The organism is Hyalangium versicolor (assembly GCF_020103695.1).
In the GTDB taxonomy this organism is placed as follows: domain Bacteria; phylum Myxococcota; class Myxococcia; order Myxococcales; family Myxococcaceae; genus Hyalangium; species Hyalangium versicolor.
In genome coordinates this window covers 95,707-116,843 of sequence record NZ_JAHXBF010000023.1, presented here as the reverse complement: position 1 = coordinate 116,843, position 21,137 = coordinate 95,707, and the positions used below count along the sequence as shown (strand labels likewise).

Here is a 21,137-nt window from a genome sequence, read left to right as displayed (position 1 = left end):
CTCCTCACTCCTCCCGCAGCGCCAGGGCGGGGTTGGCGCGAGCCATTCGCCAGGCGGGGTACAGGCCCGCGAGCGCGGCGGCCACCAGCGACAGCAGCAAGGCCTGACTCAGGATCTCCGGTGTCAGCGCTAACTGCAGCGTCCATCCGAAGGAGCGCTGGTTGATGACGTAGACGAGGATGGCCGCGAGCGCCACGCCCAGTGGCACGGCGAACAGGCCCGCGAGTAACCCCAGGAGCCCCGTCTGCAACGACACGAGGCCCCAGAGCTGGCCGGGTGTCAGCCCTGTGGCCCGCAGCACGGCGAACTCGCGCGCCCGTTCCAACTGCAGCGCCATCAGCGCGCTGAGCACGCCGATGAACGCCACGCCGATCGCGAGCAGGCGCAGGACCTGGGTGATGGTGAAGGTCCGATCGAACACCTCCAGCGAGCCCTCGCGCAGGGCGCGGTTGGGACGGACGTTCAGTGTCTGCGTGTCGCCGGCCCGCTCGATGACTCGCTTCACGAGCGCGTCCACGTCCTGTCCCGGTGCGGCGTAGAGGGCCAGGCCACTCACGGCCCGGTCCTCATAATAGTGGTCGTAGGTGGCGCGAGGCATGAGCACGGTGCCGGTGTCCGAGCCATAGTCGAAGTACACGCCCACCACGCGGAAGGACTGGGGCCCATGGTCCGTGGGCAGCCGCACGGTGTCTCCGCGGTGGATGTCCCGGTGGTAGCTGAAGGGCTCGGAGACGAGCAGCGTGTCGGGTGCCTCGAGTTCGCGCCACACGGTGTCCGGGGCGCCCTCCTTCATGCGGTAGGGGCGCTCGGGGCCCTGGGCGAACTCGACGGCGAGCAGATCCGTGGGGATGCCCTCCACGTCCAACTGCACCACGCGGATGGTGGAGCTTGCGGCCACGCCGGGGATGACACGCAACTGCTCGACGAGGCCGGGCACGAAGGCGGAGTAGCCGCGCCGGGCGATGAGCGAGGGAGGGGAGATGAAGACATCTGCCTGGAGCGAAGCCTCCAGCCAGGTCACCACGGTGCCACGGAAGCTCGTGACCATGAGCCCCACGCCGACCGTGGTCGCCACTGCGACCATCAGCGCCGCGAGCGCCACAGCGGTGCGGCTGAGGCTCGCCCTCACGCCGCGAGCCGCCATGCGCCCGAGCATTCCAAAGGCAGCCCCGAGCGGGGTCGCGGCCCCCAACGCCAACCGCTCCGTCGTCCAAGGTACCATCAGCGCTGTTCCGAGCAGGACAGCGAAGAGCCCCGCGTAGGCAGGTAGCAGCGCGTGCGTGGGCAGCGCCAACAGGCCTCCACCCAGGGCCAGGATGATCAGCCCCAGCAGCGCGAGCTTCGGAGCCCGGCTGCGAGTCATCTCCTCCGCCGTGGAGCGGCGCATCGTGGTGACAGGGGCCGAGCGGGCGGCCTCCCACGCGGGCATGAGCGCGGCGGCAATTGTCGCTCCCAGCCCCAACCCGAGGCCCTTGGCGAGCGTCCAGGGCTCCAGCGACAGGCGCCGCACGCTCACGACGAAGTACAGATCGTTGAGCGTCTGCGTGACGAGCCCCACCAACCCGCGCCCCAGCATCACGCCGAGCAGCAGCCCCGCCGCCGTGCCCACCGCGCCCAGCAGTGCGGCCTCTCCGAGTACCATCGCGAACAGCTCGCCTCGGGTCACTCCGAGCGCGCGTAGGCGTCCCAACATCCCTCGCCGCTGCACCACGGAGAACGTCATGGTGTTGTAGATGAGGAACATCCCCACCACGAGCGCCAGCAGGGACAGCGCGGTGAGGTTGGTGCGGAAGGCCCGCGTCATCTGATCGATGGTCCCTCCACGAGCCTCGGGACGCACCACCTCCACGCCCGCGGGCAGCCACTCCCGGAGCCGGGCCAGCTCCGCATCGCTCTCGATCTTCAGATCGATGCGTGACAGCCGCCCCGTCCGGCCGAACAGCTCCTGAACGGTGGACACATCCGCGAGCACCAGCCCTTCCATCGCGCGAGCGGTGCGCTCGTCCGGAGGCGTCAGCAGCGCCGCGACCTTCAGCCGTCGCGTCAGGCCTCCGACGCCGACCTCGAAGGAATCCCCCACTCCCACCCCAAGAAGCCGCGCCGTCATGGCGGGGAGGAGCACCGTGCCCGGCTCCGTGAGCAGCGAATCCAGTGAGCCGGGTGCACCGCCCTGGGTGTAGGGCCGGAAGGGAGCCTCCGCGAACGGATCCACGCCCAACACGGTGAGTGGACGCCGATCTCCCCGAGTGGCTCGCACGGAGCCCTCGATCACGGGAGCCGCCACGGGAGCACCGGGCCGCAGCCGCAGCTCTCGATACAGCGAGTCAGGGACCCCGGTGGGCCCACCGACGATCTGGTGCGTGGCCCGGCCCGCCACCGTCTCCGTGGACTGCTCGAAGGCGCGCAGGGCGCTGGTGCTGGCGAGATCAATGGACACGACCACCGCCACGCCCAGGGCGATGCCCAACAACGACAGGGCGGTGAGCCAGGGGTGCTTGCCCAGGTGGCGCCCGCTCGCGCGAGCCAGCAGCCGGTGGCTCACGGTCGCACCTGCTTCTCGTGGAGCCGTCCCGCCTCCATCACCAGGACGCGATCGGCTCGCGCCGCCAGATCCGGATCATGGGTCACCACCAGGGCGCACGCATTGCCCTGGCGGATGAGGCCCTGAAGCAGATCCAGCACCTGCCGGCCGGTCTGCTCGTCGAGATTGCCCGTGGGTTCGTCCGCCAGGAGCAGCGGCGGGGTATGCGCCAGGGCCCGAGCCACGGCCACGCGCTGCTGCTCGCCTCCGGACAGTCGGTCCGGGAAGCTGCGTTCGCGGCCGCCCAGGCCCACCTGGCCCAGCAATTCCCGCACCCGCGCGTCCGCCGCCGCGCCGGTGCGTCCCGTGAGCTCCAGCGGGAGCCGGACGTTCTCCTCCACCGTCAGCGTGGGCAGCAGGTTGAAGGCCTGGAAGACGAAGCCGATGCGCTCGCGCCGCAACAGGGTGCGCTCGCGCTCGGTGAGCTGGCTCAGGTCCCGGCCTTCCACGCGCACGGATCCGCGAGTCGGCAGGTCAATGCCACTGATGAGGTTGAGCAGCGTGGACTTCCCCGAGCCGCTGCGCCCCAGGAGCACCACGAACTCGCCCCGGTGCAGCGAGAACCGGGCGCCCGTGAGCACCTCGCGCACGGCCTCGCCCTCGGCGTAGGTCTTGGAGACATCATTCAGTTCGACGAGGGGCGAGGGCGAGGAGGAGGTCATGCGGAGCCAGGAACTGGCTCATACACAGATGCCGGACGCGGAGCCACGTTCTGTCCCCTGGAGTTCACCCAGGAAGTTCCCCACCTCGCGTGCCAGCCGGGGGCCGCCTCGGTCCCGGGGGATGATGTGGTAGCCCTCCTGGAGGGACAGCAGCCGCACCTCCGGGGCGCCAGTGAGCTGGCCGGCGAGCCACTTCCCACCGTCCGGATCCACCACGTGGTCCTGCTCTGCCACCGCCACCAGTGTGGGGCAGCGCACGCGGGGAGCCGCCAGGATCGCCGCCTCCTGCACCTGCCACAAGTCATTCAGCCGCGCGCTTGGGAAGGCCGGGAGGATGGGCGCCTCCGCCAGCGCCACCGGATCGCTCAGGTCCGTGGCCGTCTTGCGGACCCAGGGCTTCACCCGCTCCAGCAGGCGCGTGTGGCGCAGGCTCTTGAGCAGCGCCATCGTGGGGCCCTTGAACCGCGCGGCTGGAGCCATCAGCACCAGCCCGCTCACGCGCTCGGGGCTCCCGGCCGCCAGTCGCAGCCCGAGCAGCGCGCCCATGGACAGTCCCGCGACGAACACCTGCCGGAAGCCGCGCAGCGTGTGCAGGGCTTCCCACGCTGCTTCCTGCCACTGGTTGTGGTCCGCCTCGAGCATGGCCTCGGGCGTGGTGCCGTGGCCCGGTAGCCGGGGGGCCTTCACGAACAGCCCGCGTTCCGCCAGCGCCTCTCCCAGGGGTCTCACATCCCACGGGCTGCCAGTGAAACCGTGCAGTAGCAGACAGGCGTTCTCGCCATGTCCCAGCTCGAAAGGTGCGGTCTTCCCGATGTCCATGCCGAGGGCAAGTGCGTTCACGCAGGAACGCTAGTCACGATAACGCCGGAGCGATATTCCCACTGCTCTATGTCAGACACTCTCAAGCCTCCCGCGCCCTCGCTCCAGATTCAACTCGATGAAGATGTGGCCCAGGGCCGCTATGCCAACATGGCCATGGTGGACCACAGCCCGACCGAGTTCACCCTGGACTTCATCTATGTGTTTCCCCAGCAGCCTCGGGCGAAGGTGTTCTCCCGCATCATCACCAACCCGCAGCACATGAAGCGGTTGGTGCAGGCCATGCAGGAGAACCTGGTGCGTTACGAGGCGAAGTACGGCCCCATCGTCCTGAGGGAGGACGATCGCAGACATTGAGGTCCAACATGACCGCTTCCACGTCCGGCCGCGTCACGCAGGGCTCCTTCTTCGAGGGACTGTTCGTCCGAGCGCTGGGTGCGGAGGGGACCTTCGCTGACGCACTGCGTGGGGTGGGGGTGGACGTGGGGCGGCTGCAGGCCAGCTACCCCATCGAGGTCTGGAATCAGGCGCTGGAAGTGGCATGGAAGCAGCGCTTCGCCCACTTGGGGCGCGAGGCGGCCTACCGCGAGCTGGGGCGGCAATTGGCCACCGGTTTCATCCGCACCCTGGTGGGCAAGGTGGTGGATGTGAGCCTGCCGCTGCTGGGGCCCGACCGCTTCGTGCAGCGCATCCCCAGCCTGAGTCGCTTGGACACCTTCGAGTATCAGGTGGAGGTGGCCAAGCTGGGGGAGCGGCGCTACCGCGTCTCCTATCGCGGGGATCCGGACGCCAAGCCGGACTTCATGGCCGGGCTGTTCGAGGCGGGCTTGCGCAGGACGGACGTCAAGCCGACCGTGACGGTGACGATGCGAGAGACCGCGGGGTTCGATTTGGAGGTGAGCTGGTAGCGCCGCTCAGCGGGGCCCGGCCCGCTACCAGTTGTAGCGGGTGAGGACGGGGAAGTGGTCCGTGGTCGTGGAGGCGTAGCTGGAGATGTACGAATCCACCCGGTACACCTTGGCCGAGCCGCTCACGTAGAGCGACTTCAGCTCATTGGTGACGAGCTGGTGATCGATCATGTCCGAGTAGCTGGCGGTGGAGGCGACGCCCGCATCGGACAGGGCCTTGGTGGGGAAGAAGTAGTCGGCCGAGTCGCTCACGAAGTTCTGGTACGGCGACGCCTTGCCCGAGGTGATGGAGGTGTCCACGTCGTCGTTCCAGTCTCCGAGTACCACCACGGGAGTACTGGGGTAGGTGCTGTCCAGGTACGACTTGAGGGCGTTGGAGGCGTTGAGGCGGCGCTGCCAGCTCGTCGCGTCATCGAACGCCTTGGCGTGGAAGACGATGACGACGATGTCGCGCGTGGTGCCATTGAGGGTGACGCGCAGTTTGACTTCGAGCGGCGGCCGGCCCGCGAAGTCCGAGTCATAGGAGGTGAGGATGATGCGCGCGCTCTGCACCGAGGCGACGCTCGTCTTGTAGAGGATGCCGACCTTCTGCTCGCTGCTGGAGTAGTAGCTGCTGCCGTTGGTGACGCTCGAGTCGCTGGCGACCAGCCCCGCGTAGCCGGACAGTTGGGACTTCACGTTGTTGAAGGCGGTGGTGCTGACGATTTCCTCCAGGCCCCAGATGTCCATGTTCGCGCCCAGCAGCACGTCCTTGACGTTGGACTGCTGGAGCGTCTCGTTGGTGGGACCGTTGGAGCTGGAGCCGAACCACTCCACGTTCCAGCAGCCGATGTCCAACGCGGTGGAACTGCCCTGGGACGGGATGGTGACGGCATCCTGGCGCGTGCCCAGCGAGGACTCGGCGGAGAGGTCCTCGAAGGCGGCATCGCCTCCGCATCCAATGAGGAAGGAAACGAGGAGCACGACGGAATGGCGGAGCAACATGAATTCCTCCTGAGAGAGGTGGGGGATCTGCGGGCGCGCACGGTGCCCGTATCCTCCAGAGCAGCCAAGCGACTTCTGGGTGACGTGAGGCCTCTCGTAAAGCTGGCCTCGCGACGCGGCCCGGCGCAGACTCTGGAGGCCGTGTACCGACTCCTGCTCCTGTTCGTGTTGCTCTTGGCTCGGGCTGCCTCGGCCCGCTGTATCGGGGACGGGGTTCAGGTGTTCCCGCGCCCTGGCGCCACCATTCCGACCAACACCCGGATCCTGCTGGAAGGAATCGGCACGGCACGCAACCTGGTGGCGGATCTGCCCGGCAAGGTCATGCGCCTGCAGACCGACGGCCACGAGGTCCGCTTGAAGGCGCAGCGCGGGTGGACCAGCGAGCTGGGCCGCGTCACTGTCGTCCTCAAGCCCGACGGGCCGCTGCTGCCGGATAAGGTCTATACGCTGCGCCTGGATGACCAGATTCCCGGGACGGTGGCGGTGCTCAATGGCACTGGCACGTCCATGCCCGAGTGGACCTCCGGTAAGGGGCCCGACAAGGCGGCGCCCATCTGGACCAAGCGCCCCGCGGTGTCCGAGGGCATCTCGCTGCGCAGCGAGGACGGGGTGACGCGCTACGTGCGCATCACCCTGTCCATGCGGGAGGAGAGCCCCACATATATGGTGGTGACGCTGACGCGGAAGCAGCCCGGCGCCGCGGCGCAGCACTACGTGCTTCCGGTGGTGAACGGCTCGGCGCTGCTGGGCCACGAGCCGTGCAGCGGCGCGTTTGGTTTCGAGGATGGCAGGAGCTACCGCGCGCGGGTGGAGGTGTTCGACTCGGCGGGCAACCTGGCTCCGGCCGTGCCCCCGCTGGACTTCGAGGCGCCCGCGGCGCCCCGGGAGGGTCGATGACGTTGGATGTGGAGAAGGTGGACAGCCTCAAGCAGCGCATGGCGGAGTTCATCCAGCAGCTCCAGGATGACATCTGCGGTGCGCTGGAGAAGCTGGACGGCAAGGCGCGCTTCCGCGAGGACAAGTGGGATCGGCCGGGAGGGGGAGGCGGGCGCACGCGCGTGCTCGAGGACGGCGCGGTGTTGGAGAAGGCGGGGGTGAACACCTCGGTGGTGTTCGGCGAGTTGGAGGAGGCCTTCGCCAAGAAGCTGCAGGGCCAGGGGCGCCAGTTCTGGGCGGGAGGGCTCTCGCTGGTGCTCCATCCGCGCAACCCGTACGTGCCCACCGTGCACGCCAACTACCGCTTCATCCACCAGGGCGCGAAGGCGTGGTTCGGCGGTGGCGCGGACCTGACGCCGTACTACCTCTATGAGGAGGACGCGGGGCACTTCCACCGCACGCTGAAGGCCGCGTGCGACAAGCACGATCCGTCCTACTACCCGCGCTTCAAGGCCACCTGCGACAAGTACTTCTATTTGCGCCACCGCGAGGAGACGCGCGGCGTGGGCGGCCTCTTCTTCGAGGATCTGGGTGGAGATCTCGAGCGCGAGTTCGAGTTCGTGAAGGACGCGGGCCGCGCCTTCCTGCCGGCGTACCTGCCCATCGCCGAGCGGCGCAAGGACACGCCCTACGGAGAACCGCAGCGCGTCTGGCAGGAGGTCCGCCGCGGGCGCTACGTGGAGTTCAACCTTGTCTACGATCGAGGCACCATCTTCGGGCTGGAGACGAAGGGGCGCATCGAGTCCATCCTCATGTCCATGCCGCCCCAGGCTCGCTGGCGCTACGAGTTCCACCCGGAGCCGGGCTCACACGAGTCGAGGTTGATCGACGTGCTCCGCAACCCGCGTGACTGGGCCAGTGGAGGCTAGGAGCCCGTGCCGCCTCTCATCTGCCCGCGCTGTGGCGCCACCCATGAGCTCTCGGGCCGCAAGGCCGGTGAGCGCTTTTCGTGCTCCTGTGGCAACGAGCTGGTGACGCCCGAGCCTCCGCGCCGCCGCTGGGGACGGAAGGGCATCCTGATCCTCACGGTGCTGGCATTGCCGTGTGTTCTCGGCATCTGGGGCGTTGCCTTCTACATGAAGCGGATGCGGGAGTTGGAGCAGAGCGCGAACACCTCCTTCCGCACCGATGCGCGCGCGGCCGGCTCCACCTCGGACGAGGCGCGCATCAACGTGATCGCCTTGTGTGACGCGGTCCAGATGTACCGCAGCGAGAACGGCGTCTTCCTCCCAGCGGGTCCGGCTCCTCGCGAGGTGCCCAAGGGCGGCCAGCCGGTGCCCTTCCCGAAGGACGAGGCCTTCGAGAAGCTCGGTTTCACGCCGGGGACGGCGGTCCGCTTCCAGTACCAGGTGGTCGTCCAGGAGAACCCCGTCGGAGAGCCCGAAGTCACCTGCTACGCCCGAGGTGATCAGGATGGAGATGGGCAGAATTCCGTCTACAGCGTGACACTCGACGCCAACGGGATGACCTCGCCGGTGAAGGCGGAGCGGGAGGACGAATAGGCCCTGGCTCGCAACTTGCCCCCCAAGTGGGCGAGAATGAGGAGGATGGGCCACGTAGGTGACATCGGCCGAGGCGGCGGACGACGCGGGCACGGCGATGGCACTCGTATTGGCCGAGCCCCGACCGAGCGCGACTCGGAGGGTGGCAACTCTGAGGGTTCTTCCGGGAAGGGGGAGGGTGGCAGGGGCGGACGCTCGGGCCGCACCGGAGAGCGTCCTGCTTTGAAGACGGGAGAGCGCCCCGCTCTGGGAACCGGCGAGCGCCCGGCCTTGAGGACCGGAGAGCGCCCCGCCCTGAGAACCGGAGAGCGCCCCTCTCTGGCCACGGGGGAACGCCCGGCCCTGAATGATCGCAGCCAGTCTCGCGGGACGGGAAGCCGGCCCGCGCTTCCGGCGGCATCCTTCGCGGATGCACTCACCCAGTCTCAGGGGGGCAAGGTCTCCACCGCCCCCGAGACGCTGGTCATGCCCAAGGTGGAGCTGCCCCCCGAGTCTCCTGGCATGACGCGGGGCGGCAGGACCCGGGAGCGACCGGCCCTCCAAGAGGGCAAGTCCACGACGACCCCGGACCCTTCCCCCGAAGCGCCAGAGGGGCGTAGCGTCAACGATATGGATACTCCCATTGGTCGCGGAGGCGGCACTCGCATCGTCCGTATGCCCGAGACCGGCGGGAGAGGCCGCACCGAGGCTCCCGATGGCGGCCGGCAGGGCAAGGCTCCCGAATCCTCTCCCACGCCGCGCCGGGACGGCTTCGGCACCGTGCCGACGACGAGCAACCGGCCCGCGCTCGGCTCGGGCGAGGTGAAGGGGCCGGTGCTGCCGGTGGAGGAACTCATCCCCGAGGGGCTCGGGGAGCTGGGCGACCTGGAGGCCGTGGCCAAGCGCTTCGCCTCGGACGGGGCGCTGCTGCGCCAGCAGATCCGGCCCGGGGATCTGCCCTCGTCGGATCGCGCCCTGCGCCTGTGGGCCTTCTTCACCGCCTACGCCGAGGCCGCCGCGGGCAAGGATCCGAACGCCAACGGGCAGCAGATCTTCGACAAGGCCCTCAAGGAGCAGGGGTTCGGCGAGTACCGGGACGCGCGCACCGGCGATGACGGGATGAAGGCGGCGCAGTGGGTGCTCGAGTCCTCCAACCCCGAGGAGGCCCGGGAGCGCGCGGAGCAGGTCGACTTCGAGCCCCCGCCCGAGGTGCTCCTCTCCGAGTCCGCTCAGGAAGGCGCCCGCAAGCCGGAGGCCGGACAGCACGCGGAGTCAGCTCGCAGGTCCGAGGATCCCAACAGCCAGTCTCAAGGGGCGAAGGACAGCGCCTTCTCCCAGGGCATCGAGCGCGCTCCGCTGGATCGGGTCCCCGGCCAGTCCGAGTTCATCCGCGTCAACCCCCAGCTGGCCGAGGCCCAGCGCCAGGCGATGCTGAACGCGAATCCGGATGCGCTCCGGCGCTCGGAGGACGACGACTCCCCCGTCTCCCGGTTCGACGACATCATGAAGAAGCTGAGCGGCAACATGCGGCTCGGCAGCAACATGCTCTGGAACTTCCTCCACCGCTCTCGCAATGGCCCTGATGACAGCGCCATTGAAAAAGAGAAGTGGAACCAGCTTGTCTTCACGGCCGTGCTGGCGTTCGTGGGCTTGATGTTCTTGATCATCTTGGTGGTCGCCCTCTAGGCCGACGACCAGCGAACCCAAGCCCTGCTCGGACTTCTTGGGATTTCGCGGGCTTGTGTTAGGGTGCCGCCCTCATTGGCCACCGACGATCTCACCCTCGTCAAGCGCGTCCGCAACGGCGACCAACGCGCCTTCAAGCTCCTCGTCGAGCGCTACCAGCGCAAGGTGTATGCCGTCGCGCTCGGAATGCTCAAGGACAAGGAGGAAGCGATGGACGTCTCCCAGGAGGCGTTCGTCAAGGTCTACAAGTACCTGGACCACTTCAAAGGTGACGCCTCGTTCTACACGTGGCTCTACCGCATCACCGTCAACATCTGCATCGACATCATCCGCAAGCGCTCCGGCATGGGTGGCGAAGCGGTGGAGTTCGACGAGACGGTGCCCATGGACGTGTCCGAGGCCAACATCGGCGCGCTGGGCAGCCGGCTGGGCACCAACCCCCAGAAGAGCGCCCTGCGCCGCGAGCTGGCAGAGAAGATCCAGGAGGCCCTGGCTGCCGTTCCCGAGAAGCACCGGGCCATCCTCCTGCTCCGGGAGGTGGAGGGCATGTCCTACGAGGACCTGTCCCGCACCCTGGACATACCCAAGGGGACAGTCATGAGCCGCCTGTTCCATGCCCGAGCCAAGGTCCAGAAAATCCTCAGTGAATACCTGGAGTTGGGCGAGGCGAAGAGCGGGGTGGGCAGTGAGTGATCAGGCTTGGAATATCGGCTGGAAAGTCCCGTCACACAGGAGCAGTCGCCAACTACCAGGGTGAAGCCATGGCCGGAAATCCTGCGTGCGAGCGGTTCATCCCGCTCCTGTCTCCCTACATCGATGGGGAGCTGTCTCCTACCGAGCGCGTGAACGTCGAGCGTCATCTCTCCGCGTGCAAGGAATGCACGGGCCGCACCGCGGACCTCCGCGCTGAATCCGGGCTGATGCGCGTGGGCCTGGAGATGGCGGTGGACGAGGTGGACTTCAAGGACTTCGCCCAGAAGGTGATGGCGCGAGTCACTCCGGAGAAGCCGCCGCTGCTGGAGCGGCTGAAGCTCTCTCTCTCGGAAATGTTCCTCTACCAGCGCACGGCGATGCTCTCCTCGCTGGCCACGGCGGCCGTGGTGATGCTGGTGGCCGTGCCGCTGGTGATGCGCAACAAGGCGCCCGTGGGCTACGCTGCCGAGCACATGACGGTGCAGGCCGTGCGTACCTACGACACGGCCAAGGTGTCTCCGGTGGTGATGGATGCCGACAACGGCAACTCCATCATCTGGCTGGTGGACGAGGACTCGCACATGCACAAGGCCTCGCCCACGAACCCCGACGACGAGTCCCACAGCGACGAGCTGGAGAAGGGTGACAACCCCATGGCTCCCAAGCCGTTGCCCGCCGCGAACGACACCCAGGTGCCCAAAGGAGGCTCGCTGTGAGGACGCAGAGACACACGCTGGCACTGCTTGCGCTGCTCTCGCTGGGGGTGACGCTCTCGCCCCTGGCGGCGCAGGCGCAGGAGCAGAAGGTGCAGATCCAGGCCCAGGTGGTGCTCGCCTCCAACAAGGGCGACACCGTGGATCCGCCCGAGCTGGCGCAGATGAAGGAGACGTTCCGCAAGCAGAACTTCAGCTTCACCTCCTTCAAGCGGCTGTCTCTGGACACGCTGGACGTCGGCGCGCAGAAGCCCACCGAGGTGCGGCTGCCCAACGGCGTCAATGCCTCGCTGCAGTTGCTGGCCCTCAAGGACGGCATCGCCACGGTGCGGGTGGTCATCCCGAACCTGTCCTCGGTGGACGTGGAGCTGGGCCGTCAGGGCTCCGTCTACCAGAAGGCCGGCAAGCACGTGGGCGGGGAGCTCGTCCTCGTCCTCTCTCCCCCCGCGAAGTGAGCGGGGCCGGCGTCCTCAGAAGCCGCCCGTGAAGGCGTAGGGCCGCACCGCCACGTAGCGCCAACCCTCGGGGCGGCGCGTGGCGACGAAGGCCACCTGCATGGGAATGGGCCGCGTCTGGCCGTCGGCCATGCGCACGCCCTCCACCGTCATCCGCGCATCCGCGAGCACCAGTCCCGGCGCCAGCGTCCGGGTGCTCACCACCTTCATCTCGGTGTGCGTGCTCAGCATGGGGCCGGCGTGCTCGCTGGCCAACAGTTGCTCCACCGCGGCGCGTCCCCGAGCATGGTGTCCGCGGGTGTTGAGGAGATCTCCGTCTTCCACCCAGTGCGTCGCCATGGCGGCTGCGTCATGGCGGTTCCAGGCGGCGATGAAGCCCTCCACGAAGGCGTCGAGCTCACGTCGCTCGGGACCGCCCTCCTCACCGCCCGCCGTCACAGGGTGGCGACCTCGGGCCAGGGCACCTCGGACTTCTCCGCCGAGTCACCGCCCTGCTCCTTCGTCTCCGCGGCCAGCACCGGAGGCGGCGCGGCCAGCACCGGGCCCGACGCCTCGGGAGCCTGCACCCCCGCTGGCTTTTCGCGCCGCTGCGCCAGCTCGTCTCGCAGCCCGTGGAACATGGCATCGAAGGCCGAGTAGGCCCGATCCACCAGGGAGAGGGCCTCGGCCTCGAGCGACGGCGGCATGGGGATGCTGAGGATCTGCCGCTCGATCTCCGACTCGAAGACTTCGTGGGCCTGCTCGATGTGCAGGTGGAAGTCCGAGAAGTACTTCAGCTTCTGCGGGCTCTGTGTCGCCGCGTTGGTGAGCACCGCCGTGCGGCCGAAGAAGACGTGACCGGTGGACTCCAGCACGAGCACGAGCACGATGCGCAGCCGGTCATCCGTGGCGCGATACACCTCGGTGATGAGTTGATACGCGGCGTCTCGCGTCGAGGCGCTTGCCCGACCATAGAGGGCGCTGATGGTAAGGGGCCCGCCGGTCAGCTTGGCGATGTCCTCGAGGAACCAGCGCTCGTGCCCCAGGTCCTCGTCACGGTGGTGACGGGCGATGCGCTTGAGCGTCGGGTCGACCACCATCTGTTCGTTGAGCCGCAGGATGTCCTGGAAGCTCATCACCCAGAAGGCCAGGCGCGGGGCGAACGAGGCGATCTGTTCAATCGGACGATCGAGCCGGAGTTCCGCGAAGAAGGGGTGCTTGGCGAAATTCGCCTGTTTGGCCTCGATGTGCTCCAGGACAGCCTTCATATCATCCTCCCCATTTTTCGCGGCGCTTCGTCAGATGTAACGCTCTTCGAGACACCCGAGGAGGCAAACAAGCCAAAGCGGATGAATACAGCCTACCAAGTGATGAGATATGTGCACGAGGCATCACCTCGGCGGCGGCAACTCCGGGGATCGTGCTCGATACGCACCCACAATGAGTCCTTCGGGCGGTACCGGTCGCAGATGGCCTCCACCAGCCCGAGGTCCAGGTCGCACGGGTACGGGTTGTCGCACACCATCTTGGCGCTGCGACGGTCACTCTGCTCGTAGTGGTATCCGCCGATGGGATCCGTCCCCCGGTGATTCATGTGGTAGGCCACGTCGATGGAACGCAGCCCCTTTTCGAGATTATCCACGTCCGGGGGGAAGTGAGCGTTCTCGGGGATCTTCCGGCCGATCGCCCTCACGGTGCTCGGGCCGATCTTCTCGAAGATGAGCCGGAATGCATTGAGGAGGTTCGTCAGCGGGTACCAGGAATCCGCCTTGAGGGGAGTGATGCCGTTCTCCGCGAGGATCCGCAAAGCCCGGGACTGCACCACCTCCATCCCGCCCACGATGGAGAGAATCGCCTGGCCCACCACTTCAGCGTTCGGAAACGGATTGGTCATCGTGGACTCGACCCCGACTGGGCGCGTCTTTGGGTCCATCTGTTCGTGCACCCTTGTCCCCCTGCGTCCATTGAAACGGCTAAAGCCGTCAAAAGCAAATAGTCCGCGATGTAAGGAGTTCTACCGTGAGGCAGGTGCCGCGCCGCAGCGACACATGTCTTTGTAACAGAGTGCAGAGAGGTGGACCTTCCTTCATTCCCGAGGGTGAGGTGACCCAGTCATTCGTTCCGGCCGCTCGCCCCCTTCTGAAAAAATAACAGGCCCTGTTGGGGGGAATCTGATCCGGTGGCAGGTGGAGAGCCTTGGAAAAACAAGGGGTTGGCGCGCGGCATGCCGGTTGCTCCTAGGAGTCTGCGCAGGGCGGCGGCGGGTCGGGTGGTCGAGCACGGCACGGACAACCAGCACCTCAGGGAGACGAGACCATGGCGAAGGCTCAGCGGCGTGATCAGGTGAAGAAGGCGAAGCAGACGAAGGTGGCGCGGGCGACGTCGAAGGTGGTGAAGCCCATCCAGAAGGTGCAGGTGACGTTGGGCGATCTGATCGCGGCGGCCTTCGACACGGTGGGTGGTGAGGTGAAGAAGGTGGCACGCGTGGTGTCCTCGCCGGCCATGACGCTGGCCACGGGCAAGCACATCGTCGTCGTCGGTTGAGTCGCTCTCCAGAGGAGCTGATGCCTGTGGGGGGCAGACAACCGGGAGTCACATCGTGAGACCCATCCTCGTTCCCGGATCCAACTGCTGGCTGCAGGCTGAGGCTGATCAAGCCGGTGTGCTCGTGGACGCTCGGGACTACTACCGGGCGTTCTACCGGGCCGCCCGCAAGGCCAGGCAGTACATCGCCATCATCGGGTGGCAATTCGACAGTGACGTGGCGCTGCTGCGCGGCGAGGACGCGCGCGAGGCGCGGGGCGAAGTGCGGATGCTCCCGCTGCTGCGACAGCTGTGCGACGAGAATCCGGAACTTCAAGTCTACATCCTCGCGTGGGACTACAGCCTGCTCCTCGCGCTCGAGCGTGAGTGGATGCAGCAGGTGCTCTTCAATTGGCACAGCGATCGGATCTTCTTCCGCTTCGATGGGACGGCGCCCTTGTCCGGCGCGCACCACCAGAAGCTGGTGATCATCGACGGGAAGCTGGCCTTCACCGGTGGCATGGACATCTGCGACTGCCGCTGGGACGACCGGAGCCATCCGGCGCGCTCGACCATGCGCTGCGACACGGGCAGGGATCCGCACGGGCCCTACCACGATGTGCACGCCGCGGTGGCGGGTCCGGTGGTGGACAGGTTGGTGGAAATCTTCGAGGCGCGCTGGTTCAACTCCGGAGGCGGGCTGTTGAAGTTGCCGGCGCCGGTGTCTCGCGATGACGTCGAGGTGGAGGCCACGATACCGCTGCCCCCAGGGCCGGTGGCGGTGAGCCGCACCTTCGGCAAGACGCTGGTGCCCCTCCAGGACTCGGTCCAGGAGATCCGCGCGCTCTACCTGGATGCCATCGCGTCCGCCGAGCGCCTCATCTATGTGGAGAACCAGTACTTCTCCTCGCGGGCCATCTTCCAGGCGCTGGTACGCCGCATGCGCGAGAAGGAACGCGGCCGGCTTCAGATCGTCTTCATGCTGCCGCGCCAACCCGAGGCGCTGCGCGAACAGCTGGCCATGGGCGTGGCCCAGGTGAGGCTGCTGCGCGTCTTGCAGCGCATCGCTCGCGAGACGGGCCACTCGCTCGGCGTGTACTGCGCCGCGTCACGGGGCGATGACGGGCAGGAGCGTTACACCTATATCCACTCGAAGATGATGGTGGTGGACGACCGCTTCCTCACATTGGGCTCGGCGAACACCACCAATCGGAGCTTTGGGCTGGACTCGGAGCTGAACCTCGCGTGGGAGGCTGCGGACGGACCCGAGGGTGAGGCACTGCGCGGCTCCATCCGCCGGCTCCGGGTGAGCCTGCTCGCGGAGCACCTCGGGCTGCAGGGCTCCACCGTGGTGCGCGAGTTGGTGCGCGCCCAGCGGCTCGTGCCCTTCCTGGATGAGATGGCCGCGAGCGGCAAGCACCGCCTGCGCCACCACCCCATGGAGACGCTGTTCGATCAGAGCCCGCTGCTCAAGCCGCTCGAGCCCGATGAGCTCATCATCGATCCCGAGGACTCGGTGCTCGACGAGAGCCTCTTCGAGTCGCTTCGCCAGGAGCAGGGACTGCTGGCCACTGGCTTCCGGCTCGTCACCCGGTGGTTGGGTCTCCCCGAGCGTCCCCACCCCGCGAGCTTGCCGGTGGAGGCACCTCCGCCCGAGCCATGAGCCCGGTTTCGAGGTAGGGGTAGGAGAGCGGGCGACGCCTGCTTGCTCGCTCGTTGGGTGAGCATCACCCACACGTGTTTCACGCGTCCGTTCCTTCCCGGATCGCGAGGGATAGGTAGAGTGGCTCGGCATGAATGCCGCCTCCTTCCTCGTCCTGCTCTCCGTGCTCCAACAGGCCTCTTCATCCGGAGGTTATTCCACCGTGGAGGATGTCACCTCCTCTCAGGAGGCTCCCGCGGTGGCGCAGGAATCGAAGACCACCTTCAAGCTGGGGTTCGAGATGGGGCCGCTGAGTCTGCCGTCGGGGACTCCAGGAGGAGGACAGGACATCTTCGCGCAGGCCTTCCCGTTCGCGCGGCTCGACCACGGCGAGAGCTTCGGCATCGAGCTGGGGGCGCCGCTGCGCTTCCGGCTCATCGACGCCGAGCCGAAACAGACCGCGGACGACTATGGCGGATACCTGCGGCACGAGGACTGGGACACGCCGAGCGACTTGGGGCAGCTCCTCCGCGACCTGCGCATCGGCCGGGATGACAACGTGGCCAACCTGCGCGCCGGTCCCCTCCAGGCCTTCACGCTGGGCGAGGGCCACCTGGTGGACCGCTACGACAACCAGCTCTCGGCCAACTACCACCCGGCGGGCGCCATCCTCACCGTCAACGTCGGCCCCACCCGCGTCCAGGCGATGGCCAGCGACGTGCTTGCCACGCGGCTCTTCGCGGGCGAGGTGCGGCTGGACATTGGCCGGCTCGCCTCGGACCAGGACAAGCACTACGACCGCTACCATGCCATCGCCGCCGTGGCGCACGACTTCGGGCGCGTGGGCGAGGAGCGCACCGAGGCCATCACCGCCGTGCTCGCGGGCGGAGATGCGGCGCTCTACAAGGGCGAGCACCTCCAGTTCTTCGCCATCGGCGGCGCCGGCACCCGGGTGGATGCGGGCTCGCCCAACATCGGCGGCTTCGGCGGCTTCTCCATCCGGGGCAACACGGGCCGCGTGGACATCAGCGGCCGGGTCGAGGGCCGCTATGAAGGAGGCAACTTCCGCTTCGGTCTCTTCGGCCCCTCGTACGAGCTGGCCCGCTACTCCGCCACCGGCCTGCATGAGCCGCCGCTCGCCGAGGAGCGCATGGACCAGAACCTGGCCGGCTACGCGGAGCTCAAGCTGAGCGTGGGCAGTGGCGCGGACGATGAGATGAACGCCTCGGCCACCGCTGCCGTGGAGCACTTCACCATCGGCCGCACCGACACCGACTTCACCCTCGGGCTTCGCTTCCCCGGCGGCAAGACGCTGGCCACCGCGCGTGTCATCGTCGTGGGCATTGGCGCCCAGCCGCGCTATTCCGCGCACGCGGAGCTCCGCCAGCGCATCCTCGACTGGCTCTACGTCTGGGGCGCGGGCGGCACCGTCCACTTCCCCCAGGCCGATGGCTCGCTGGTTCACGGCTACACCGCGGGCGCGGGCGCAGGCGTGGACTTCTCTCGCTGAGCCGCGGACCTCCCCTCTGATGTCTCGAGTTCAAGCCGTGTCCCGCGGAAGAAACGCGCGATCGGCTTGACTACAGCTGTAGTCAGGCGTACCTTCCTCATGCTTACAGTTGTAGTCAGTCGGAAGGGACGCGATGAAGACGGTGGGAGATCAAGAGCTGGTGGTGCTTCGGTTCGTGGCCGAACACGGCCCCGTCACCGTGGGCGAGGTGGCCGAGCGATACGGTGAGGCGCACGGGCTGGCGCGCTCCACCATCCTCACGGTGATGGAGCGGCTGCGGAAGAAGGGCCACCTCGACCGGAAGAAGGTGGAGGGCGTCTTTCAATACAGCTCTCCCGTTCCGGCGTCGGAGCTGCTGCGCGACGTGGTGGGCGACTTCGTCCAGCGGTCGCTCGCCGGCTCTCTGTCTCCGTTCGTCACCTACCTGTCCGAGGCCGAGGACGTCTCAGAGGAGGAGCTGCAACAGCTCCAGGACGTCGTGGCGCGGCTGCAGTCCCGGAAGCAGCGGAAGGAGTGAGCGCATGGGCACGCAAGGGCTGATGGATCTCCGCTGGGGACTCTCGGTGATCGAGGCGTTGTGGCAGGCCTCGTGGCAGGGCGCGCTCTGGGGCGTCCTCGTGTGGGCGCTGACTCGCGCCGTGCCTCGCATGCCCTCCGCGTTGCGCGCGGGGCTGTGGTGGCTCGTCACCTTGAAGTTCGTGCTCTCCCTGGGCCTGCTCAGCCCGGTGCCGCTCCCGCTGCTGCCCGCGCCGGCTCCGGTTCATGCTCAGGTGGCCGCGCTTCCGGCTGAGGCTCCCGTGACGGTGGTGACGCTGGGGACCCCGCGCGCCGCAGTGGCTCCGGAGCCCGTCATGCCCTGGCGGGAACTGGGCATCGCGGTCCTGCTCGCGGTGTGGGGCATGGGGATCGCCTGGCAGCTGCGAGGACACCTCAGGGCTTGGGCCTCGGTGCGCCGCATGCGCCGCCGCGCGCTGCCGCTGGAGGAGCCCGAGGTCGAGGAGACCGTCCGGGCCCTGGCCCTCGAAGCCGGGCTGCGTCGAGTGCCCCAGGTGCTCGTGTCTCCGGAGGTGGCGAGCCCTCTGGCGACGGGGCTGTTGTCGCCCGTGGTGGTGCTGCCCGCGCGCGCGCTTCAGCGCCTGGAGGTGGATGCGCTGCAAATGGCGCTGGCGCATGAGCTGGCCCACTTCCAGCGCCGGGACTTGTGGCTCGGCTGGGTGCCGGCCGTCGCGGAGACGCTCCTCTTCTTCCACCCGCTCGTGCGCAAGGCCGCTCGAGAGTACGCGCTGGCTCGCGAGGAGGCCTGTGACGCCGAGGCCCTCCGCCTCACTGGAGCAGAGCCCGGGGACTACGGGCAGCTCCTGCTCGCCTTCGGTGTCACCCGTTCCCATGGAACCGCCGCGGCGCTCGGCGCTTCCGCTCACGTTCACGCGCTGCATAGGAGGTTGACCATGTTGGAGCATGTTGATGTCTCGACTCCCCGAGGCCGGGCCCCGCTGCGAGCGGCCCTGCTTGTCCTCGGACTCGCGGTGCTGGTGCCGTTCCAGGTGGTGGCTCGCGAGCCGCCCGTGCCCCCTGCGGCTCCAGCTCCCGCAGTGGCGGCTCCCGTAGCCGCGCCCGCTCCCGCTCCGAAGGCCGCTGCGACGCCCGCGCCCGCGGCGCTCGCGACGCCCGTGGTTGCGCCGCTTGCCTCATCCAAGGCTGCCCTGGCCGTGGCGGCTCTGAAGGCTCCGCCCCCCGCACCGCCCGCCCCTCCGGTGCCCGTGGTGGCTCCCATCGCTCCCATCGCTCCCGTGCCGCCCTCGGCCCCGATGCTGGCCATGTCGGACGATGATGACGATGACGATGACGTGGACGGCTTCGTCCTGGTGTCCGGCGACCACGTGATGATGTCCGGTACTTCCACGGACATCCGCCGCGCCAAGGCGTTGCGCACCGGTGGCAAGGACGTCCTCTTCGTGCGGCGCGGTGACCACGCCTATCTGATCCGCGACGCCAAGACCCTCGATCAGATGCGCGCCACCTTCGAGCCGCAGACGAAGCTGGGCCAGCAGCAGTCGGATCTCGGGAAGAAGCAGGGCGAGCTGGGCAAGAGGCAGGCCGAGTTCGGGCAGAAGCAGGCGGCCCTGGGCGTGAAGCAGGCCCAGTTGGGAGTGAAGCAGGCAGAGCTGGGCCTCCAGTCCTCTCAGCTCGCGCAGATGGCGGACGGGCCGGAGCGGGACCGGAAGGAGCAGGAGCTCGACAAGACCCGGGACGCGCTGGACAAGGAGATGGATGCCATCGGCGACCAGATGGAAGCACTCGGCAAGGAGCAGGAGAAGCTCGGCGATGAGCAGGAGAAGCTCGGCGATGAGCAGGAGAAGCTCGGCGACCAGCAGGAGAAGCTCGCGCGCGAGAACGAGAAGAAGCTCAAGGTGCTCATCGACGAGGCCATCAAGGCGGGAATCGCCGAGCCGGTGGACGCCTGAGGCGCCCAGCCTGTGTCGGGGGCTACGCGCCCTCGATGATGTTGAAGAAGGACTTGATGGTGCGCTCGCCCTTCACGTCCCAGAGGACGACCTGGCCCCGCTGGATGAAGTAGCTGTCCCCGGGCCGGTAGGTGTGCGTCTGGCCGCTCTCATCCGTGAGGATGACTTCGCCCTCGAGGATGGTGGCGTGCTCGGTGAAGGGGAAGGTGACCTCGACCTTGCCCCGGGTCGCCATGAAGAGCCCCGCCGTCATTCCCCCCGATTTGAAGTCCACCTGCACGAAGATCTCCGGCTTGCCCTCCAGGGTCTTTCCCCCCAGGTTCTCGGGGACTCCCAGCGAGACGAACCGCGAGATGTCCCGGATGGGACCCGGCGTGTAGACGATCACCTTCCCTTCACGCCCTGCTGCCTTGTCTGCACTGAACGGCATTGCTTCCTCCCGGGTGGCTAGCGGGCCTGGGCGGGCGCCAGGTCCGTGATGCGCAGGTGCTTCGGTTGGGACTGGACCCTCTCGAACCAGGCGCGGATGGCCGGGTAGCGGCTCAGATCGAACCGGCCCTCCTCGGCCACGTGCGTGTACGCGTACAGCGCGATGTCGGCGAGGCTGTACTGGTTGCCCGCGAAGAACGGGCGCTTCGTCAGCTCGCCCTCCATGACGTCCAGGGCGGCGTAGCCCTTCTGGGTGCGCTCCTCGAGCTCGCGCTCCTTGCCGGCCGGAATGCCGAAGAAGACGATCCACGCCCGAGCCACCGCGATGTACGGCTCGTGGCTGTACTGCTCGAAGAACATCCACTGGAGCATCCGCGCCCGCTCCAGCTTGTCCGAGGGGATGAACGGGGTTCCCTCGCCGAAGTACCAGAGGATCGCGTTGGACTCGGCGAGGAACACTCCCGGTTCCAGCTCCAGCGTGGGGACTCGGGCGATGGGGTTCTTCGCCTTGAACTCCGACGTCCGGGTGGCACCGCCCATGATGTCCGTCTCGAGCGTCTCGAACGGAATGCCGAGCTGGTGCAGCAGCAGCCGGACCTTGTAACAGTTTCCCGACGGGTGGAACTGGTAGAGCTTGAGCATAGGGACAGGGAGTGTGCCTCAAGCCGCGC

At 67.7% G+C, this 21,137-nt stretch carries 23 protein-coding genes; 14 read left to right on the top strand and 9 right to left on the bottom strand.

Translation table 11 applies throughout. The features are described 5' to 3' along the window. Positions 1–4 precede the first annotated feature (4 nt). From KY501_RS38965 to KY501_RS38955, 3 genes are read right to left on the bottom strand one after another with little or no spacing between them, the layout of a single operon-like run. Complete coding sequence (locus KY501_RS38965; RefSeq protein ID WP_224368960.1) at positions 5–2,542, bottom strand: FtsX-like permease family protein; 2,538 nt, start codon at positions 2,540–2,542, stop codon at positions 5–7. Next, positions 2,539–3,243 (bottom strand): ABC transporter ATP-binding protein, encoded by a 705-nt coding sequence (locus tag KY501_RS38960; RefSeq protein WP_224368959.1) that lies wholly within the window; start codon positions 3,241–3,243, stop codon positions 2,539–2,541. The genes KY501_RS38965 and KY501_RS38960 overlap by 4 nt, the downstream gene beginning before the upstream one ends. A gap of 18 nt (positions 3,244–3,261) precedes the next feature. Continuing rightward, positions 3,262–4,062, bottom strand: a complete 801-nt coding sequence (locus KY501_RS38955; RefSeq protein ID WP_224369045.1) for an alpha/beta hydrolase — start codon at positions 4,060–4,062, stop codon at positions 3,262–3,264. 69 nt (positions 4,063–4,131) lie between these two features. Between KY501_RS38955 and KY501_RS38950 the strand changes: the two genes are divergently transcribed. Both KY501_RS38950 and KY501_RS38945 read left to right on the top strand, forming a co-directional pair. Further along, positions 4,132–4,419 (top strand): DUF3467 domain-containing protein, encoded by a 288-nt coding sequence (locus KY501_RS38950; protein ID WP_224368958.1) that lies wholly within the window; start codon positions 4,132–4,134, stop codon positions 4,417–4,419. A gap of 8 nt (positions 4,420–4,427) precedes the next feature. Then, positions 4,428–4,970 carry a DUF2378 family protein gene (locus KY501_RS38945; RefSeq protein ID WP_224368957.1) on the top strand — a complete coding sequence of 181 codons (543 nt, stop codon included), beginning with the start codon at positions 4,428–4,430 and terminating at the stop codon, positions 4,968–4,970. A gap of 24 nt (positions 4,971–4,994) precedes the next feature. Here KY501_RS38945 and KY501_RS38940 read toward each other — a convergent pair whose 3' ends face one another. Continuing rightward, entirely contained in the window at positions 4,995–5,954 is a 960-nt protein-coding gene (locus KY501_RS38940; protein WP_224368956.1) for an endonuclease/exonuclease/phosphatase family protein, read from the bottom strand. Positions 5,955–6,095: 141 nt separating this feature from the next. Between KY501_RS38940 and KY501_RS38935 the strand changes: the two genes are divergently transcribed. The 7 genes from KY501_RS38935 (at position 6,096) to KY501_RS38905 (ending at position 11,918) form a co-directional block, all read left to right on the top strand. After that, positions 6,096–6,851, top strand: coding sequence for a hypothetical protein (locus KY501_RS38935; RefSeq protein ID WP_224368955.1), 756 nt, complete (start codon positions 6,096–6,098; stop codon positions 6,849–6,851). Next, the gene (gene hemF / locus KY501_RS38930) at positions 6,848–7,759 is read left to right on the top strand and encodes an oxygen-dependent coproporphyrinogen oxidase (protein ID WP_224368954.1); all 912 of its coding nucleotides are present in this window, start codon (positions 6,848–6,850) and stop codon (positions 7,757–7,759) included. Before KY501_RS38935 ends, hemF begins: the two co-directional genes overlap by 4 nt. Before the next feature lie 6 nt (positions 7,760–7,765). Next, a complete protein-coding gene (locus KY501_RS38925; RefSeq protein WP_309243034.1) occupies positions 7,766–8,392 on the top strand; it encodes a hypothetical protein in 627 nt (208 codons plus the stop codon). Positions 8,393–8,614: 222 nt separating this feature from the next. Next, the gene (locus tag KY501_RS38920; RefSeq protein WP_224368953.1) at positions 8,615–10,057 is read left to right on the top strand and encodes a hypothetical protein; all 1,443 of its coding nucleotides are present in this window, start codon (positions 8,615–8,617) and stop codon (positions 10,055–10,057) included. Between the two features lie 75 nt (positions 10,058–10,132). Beyond that, positions 10,133–10,750 (top strand): RNA polymerase sigma factor, encoded by a 618-nt coding sequence (locus KY501_RS38915; protein WP_224368952.1) that lies wholly within the window; start codon positions 10,133–10,135, stop codon positions 10,748–10,750. Between the two features lie 68 nt (positions 10,751–10,818). After that, positions 10,819–11,466, top strand: coding sequence for an anti-sigma factor family protein (locus tag KY501_RS38910; protein ID WP_224368951.1), 648 nt, complete (start codon positions 10,819–10,821; stop codon positions 11,464–11,466). Beyond that, on the top strand, positions 11,463–11,918 hold the full coding sequence (locus KY501_RS38905) for a hypothetical protein (RefSeq protein WP_224368950.1): 456 nt from the start codon (positions 11,463–11,465) through the stop codon (positions 11,916–11,918). Before KY501_RS38910 ends, KY501_RS38905 begins: the two co-directional genes overlap by 4 nt. 15 nt (positions 11,919–11,933) lie before the next feature. On the opposite strand, the gene KY501_RS38900 is transcribed toward KY501_RS38905, so the two are convergent. The 3 genes from KY501_RS38900 to KY501_RS38890 form a co-directional block, all read right to left on the bottom strand. Then, complete coding sequence (locus KY501_RS38900) at positions 11,934–12,356, bottom strand: YybH family protein (RefSeq protein WP_224368949.1); 423 nt, start codon at positions 12,354–12,356, stop codon at positions 11,934–11,936. Beyond that, complete coding sequence (locus KY501_RS38895; RefSeq protein WP_224368948.1) at positions 12,353–13,165, bottom strand: hypothetical protein; 813 nt, start codon at positions 13,163–13,165, stop codon at positions 12,353–12,355. Before KY501_RS38895 ends, KY501_RS38900 begins: the two co-directional genes overlap by 4 nt. A gap of 92 nt (positions 13,166–13,257) precedes the next feature. Then, on the bottom strand, positions 13,258–13,791 hold the full coding sequence (locus KY501_RS38890; protein ID WP_224368947.1) for a hypothetical protein: 534 nt from the start codon (positions 13,789–13,791) through the stop codon (positions 13,258–13,260). Between the two features lie 422 nt (positions 13,792–14,213). Between KY501_RS38890 and KY501_RS38885 the strand changes: the two genes are divergently transcribed. From KY501_RS38885 to KY501_RS38865, 5 genes are all read left to right on the top strand, one after another. Continuing rightward, a complete protein-coding gene (locus KY501_RS38885) occupies positions 14,214–14,441 on the top strand; it encodes a chaperonin (RefSeq protein ID WP_224368946.1) in 228 nt (75 codons plus the stop codon). Between the two features lie 55 nt (positions 14,442–14,496). Then, positions 14,497–16,083 (top strand): phospholipase D-like domain-containing protein, encoded by a 1,587-nt coding sequence (locus KY501_RS38880; RefSeq protein ID WP_224368945.1) that lies wholly within the window; start codon positions 14,497–14,499, stop codon positions 16,081–16,083. A gap of 130 nt (positions 16,084–16,213) precedes the next feature. Continuing rightward, entirely contained in the window at positions 16,214–17,572 is a 1,359-nt protein-coding gene (locus KY501_RS38875) for a hypothetical protein (RefSeq protein ID WP_224368944.1), read from the top strand. 133 nt (positions 17,573–17,705) lie between these two features. Further along, complete coding sequence (locus KY501_RS38870) at positions 17,706–18,089, top strand: BlaI/MecI/CopY family transcriptional regulator (RefSeq protein ID WP_224368943.1); 384 nt, start codon at positions 17,706–17,708, stop codon at positions 18,087–18,089. A 4-nt stretch (positions 18,090–18,093) separates the two neighbouring features. Then, positions 18,094–20,037 (top strand): M56 family metallopeptidase, encoded by a 1,944-nt coding sequence (locus KY501_RS38865; RefSeq protein ID WP_224368942.1) that lies wholly within the window; start codon positions 18,094–18,096, stop codon positions 20,035–20,037. A gap of 22 nt (positions 20,038–20,059) precedes the next feature. Here KY501_RS38865 and KY501_RS38860 read toward each other — a convergent pair whose 3' ends face one another. Both KY501_RS38860 and KY501_RS38855 read right to left on the bottom strand, forming a co-directional pair. Further along, entirely contained in the window at positions 20,060–20,467 is a 408-nt protein-coding gene (locus tag KY501_RS38860) for a cupin domain-containing protein (protein ID WP_224368941.1), read from the bottom strand. 17 nt (positions 20,468–20,484) lie between these two features. After that, positions 20,485–21,108: a glutathione S-transferase family protein gene (locus KY501_RS38855; RefSeq protein WP_224368940.1), complete on the bottom strand. Its 624-nt coding sequence runs from the start codon at positions 21,106–21,108 to the stop codon at positions 20,485–20,487. Between the last annotated feature and the right edge of the window lie 29 nt (positions 21,109–21,137).